The sequence below is a fragment of the Clostridium coskatii genome (assembly GCF_001675205.1).
In the GTDB taxonomy this organism is placed as follows: domain Bacteria; phylum Bacillota; class Clostridia; order Clostridiales; family Clostridiaceae; genus Clostridium_B; species Clostridium_B ljungdahlii.
The window spans coordinates 1-3767 of the sequence record NZ_LROR01000030.1; the positions used below are offsets into that span (position 1 = coordinate 1).

General features: G+C 37.2%; 5 protein-coding genes. All 5 read right to left on the reverse strand.

Annotated features, from left to right (window positions below):
• Positions 1–173: 173 nt before the first annotated feature.
• Complete coding sequence (locus tag CLCOS_RS03425) at positions 174–920, reverse strand: BMC domain-containing protein (RefSeq protein ID WP_013237860.1); 747 nt, start codon at positions 918–920, stop codon at positions 174–176.
• Positions 921–959: 39 nt separating this feature from the next.
• Positions 960–1649, reverse strand: a complete 690-nt coding sequence (locus CLCOS_RS03430; RefSeq protein WP_013240567.1) for a cupin domain-containing protein — start codon at positions 1647–1649, stop codon at positions 960–962.
• Between the two features lie 37 nt (positions 1650–1686).
• The gene (locus tag CLCOS_RS03435) at positions 1687–2235 is read right to left on the reverse strand and encodes a BMC domain-containing protein (protein ID WP_063602633.1); all 549 of its coding nucleotides are present in this window, start codon (positions 2233–2235) and stop codon (positions 1687–1689) included.
• Position 2236: 1 nt separating this feature from the next.
• Complete coding sequence (locus tag CLCOS_RS03440) at positions 2237–3565, reverse strand: 4Fe-4S dicluster domain-containing protein (RefSeq protein WP_063602634.1); 1329 nt, start codon at positions 3563–3565, stop codon at positions 2237–2239.
• A gap of 17 nt (positions 3566–3582) precedes the next feature.
• On the reverse strand, positions 3583–3767 hold a 185-nt coding region (locus CLCOS_RS03445; RefSeq protein ID WP_065080042.1), incomplete at its 5' end, for a EutN/CcmL family microcompartment protein.

Genomic DNA, 3767 nt, shown 5'->3' on the forward strand with positions numbered 1-3767 from the left:
CATAGGATTTTATCAATTTGTTCTTCAGTATAATCAGCAATTTGGTCTGCTGCAATTTTTCCTAAACGTGCAAGATCTCTTGCTTCTTGTATAGAACGTAAGTCTTTATCAAAATTTTCCAATTGTGTTCCCTCCATTGTTTATTATTTATATATTTTAATTTTTATAGCTGGCTAATTATGCCCATAATATTTTTTGAACTCTATAAGCAGTAACTTCTTGTCTGCTTTAGAAATGGATCTTCCTTTGATACCAAAGTTCTTATATTTACGAGCGAGATTTCGAAGCTCTATTACCTTAAACTTACTCAAAATCTCAATAGCTTTTTCTAAACCATAGTCAAGCACCATCTTATCTACGGCTTTCCTATTTAGTTTAGTTAAATCCATTTTCAAAGGATCAGTTATTTTTTCTGGCAAAAGCTCCTCATTCTCTGAATTTTCTACTGTTGAATTCTCTTCTTTAGAGTCTTCCACTGCTGGATCTTCCACTGTTGAATTCTCTTCTATTGAGTCCTCTACTATTGAATCTTCTATTTTAACAGGAACCTCTACAGTATCTTCTTCAATTACTTCAACTGTTGTTTCATCTTCTGGTTGGTTTTTCGCTGGAGCGACAGTTGGAATATTTCTATCTTTCAGTGGTACTGCTGATACAATTATATTATCTAATTCCTCATGTGGACGGGGAATCACATGTTGTGAAACAAGCAATGTGTCATTTATGTTTCTAACTGCCGCTCCACCAGCGTCTACAGCTGCCTTCACAGCACCCACATCACCAGTTACAGCAATCGAAACAAGTCCCCCTCCTACATATGTCTTTTCTAAGAGATTCACATCTGCTGCCTTGAGCATAGCATCTGCGCTCTCAATAGCTGCAATAAGTCCTATTGTTTCGATTAACCCAAGTGCCTGCATTGTTTAACCCTCCTAAACTTTGGTCAAGCATTCCAAATTCTAATATGTAGCATAGAATGCTTTCATCTTGTCAGGTGAACCAAATGCTATCTTAGCTCCCTTAGGGAAGAATACTGAATCACCAGGATGTGCAGTATAAACTTTATTATCCACTGTTACTGTCAATGTACCCTCTATAACATAGTAAAGTTCTTGACATTCTGTTTCCCAATCAAATTTGCAATCTTCAATTGTAATAAATCCCGCATTCATTGAGGAACCATCATCTGCATTGATTATTTCCTGATAAAATACTTTATCATCAGGATTTCCTGTATCTAGTGCTTCATACTTTACTGAACTACCACGAACGATCTTCAAACCGATAGCGTCAGTCTCAGCAAGATAAGGCTTCTTATTGGTAATCAAATCAATCACTCCATTCAAAAGTCCTTTCTCCATCATTACCTTGAATACTTTATAAATTACTTCACTATCAATTCCATTTTCAAAAACTTTTTCAAGTTCAGAAGCTTTTGTTTCACAAGAACCTTTTACTTCACAAGGAACTTCTACTTCACAAGATTTCTTTACTTCAGGAACTGGAGTTTCGGTAGAAAATTCTATTCCACTATTTCTAGCCGCATCTTTAGCTGAAGGAGTAACAATTGTATCACAATTAATATACACTACTTTTTGACCCTGCTTTTCTGCAGTTTCAACATCTTTTACACAAATTAATTTTTTCATTCCTTCACATCCTTTCATTTATAAAAGTTCTTATATATTAGAACAATGATGCCAATAATCTTTCAGACGGTGAAGGTATAACCTCTGCATTTACTAATAACCCTTTTTCTTCTGCAATAGCTTTTCCTGTTTCAACACCAGTTTCAACAGCAGCTACATCTCCGGTAAAAGTAAAGAATGACTTACCTCCCAATCCATTTCCCAAACGAAGTTCAATCGGCTGCAATTCAGCAGATTTCAAAATTGCATCAGCAGCAATGACCATTGTTGACAGGGAGAAAGACTCCATAATTCCTAAAGCCTGAACTTCATCTGGCATCGTTGCACCTGTGATTGCAGGGAATACTGCCGGATTGACATTTGGTATAATAATAGAATCAACTAAAAATTCTTCTGCAAATCTTACACCAACACTTACTGAATCTTCAACTGCTGCAACATCACCTTGAACAATGGCAATATACTTTCCTGGGCAAGAAGAACCTGCTGTGACTATTTCCACTTCAGAAGTCTTTACCATCTGGTCTGCTGCATATATACCACGAGCAATGCTTGTAAACTCAACCATTCCTATTGCTTGTGACATATTATCCCCTCCTTATCACAATAAAATCATTTCCACATTCCACAACTGTTCCCGAAATACTTGCATGAATAGCAGCACTTAAACTATCTTCAGGAATTTTTCCAATTTGTTGTCCAAGTTCTACATGGTCACCAACATTAACAATTGGTACTGCAGGTGCTCCTACATGCTGTCTTGTTGCAATATGAACTTCTTCAGGATTTACCTGAACTTCAGTCATAGGAGCTGGCCTGTCAAAGTCATGCAAACCTAATCTGGCAATAAGACGCTTACTTGGAACTAACCTGTATTCACGGCTTTTGCGGGTAGTAAATTCCGACTTCATTGGTTTATATTTTATGTTCTGTTCTGCTAATTTTCCTTTAAAATAGAGATTTGCAGATTTCGGATAAAGCCCTGCTGGACATGAGAACAATTCACATAAATTACATTGACAGCAAAGCTGTGCAATCTTCTGCTCTTCAACATTCTTCAATGCATAATTTAAAGCTCTCATCATCTTGTGGGGTTGTGTACTATGTCCAAGAAGATAACGAGGGCACATATCTGTACACATACGGCACTGTTCACAGGAAGATCTATTTACTCTTTTCGCCTGTTCTATGCTAACAGATTTTTTACGAATCAGAGGATGATCTTTTTTCAAAATTACAAATCCCTTATTTTTCTTCGTAACATATCCATCTACATCACTCTTTACAGGTCCCATCATAGGGCCACCATCAATAACTGTATAATCATCAAAATTTTCTATGCCACTCAGCTTCAGTACATCTATAACAGGTGTACCCACTGGTACCTTTACAGTCAAACGTTTAGGGATATCTCCTGCAACTGTGATATATTTTTCTGTAACTGGCACTCCCATAGAAGCGTGATAAATATTTAATGCCGTTTCTGCATTAACTACTACACAACCAACACTAATTGGAATACCCATTTCAGGAACAACTCTTCCAGTCAATTCATGAACTAGAACTTGTTCATCACCTGCAGGGTAAATATCAGGAATTTCTTTTACTTCAATAAAATCTCCTACTTGAAGTTCTTCGATTCTATTACGAAGTATAGAAATAACTTCCTTATGCTTTCCTTTAATGCCTATAAGTGCTTTATTTGCACCTACTAACTTTCCTGCTGATTCAAATCCTTTAATTATCTCATCTGGAAACATCCTCATCAGCTGCTGATCCACACGAAGCAGCGGCTCACATTCAGCTCCATTAAGAAGTATATATTCTGCCTTTGATGCTAGCTTTGCGTGGGTAGGAAATCCTGCCCCACCGGCACCAATAACACCAGCTTCTCGCACCATATCAAGAATACTCATTCCCGTACCTCCTGAGTTTATTCTACATTGCAGTCTTCATCAATAATTCCAACAACAACTGCATCAACCGGGATATCCTCACATTCATCTAACATTTTTCGAGCTGATGACCCGGTTGAAACAAGAACTCTATCTCCAATTCCGGCACTGATTATATCTGCAACAACTAAATGCTGACCAGCACCAGTTCCACCAATTACTT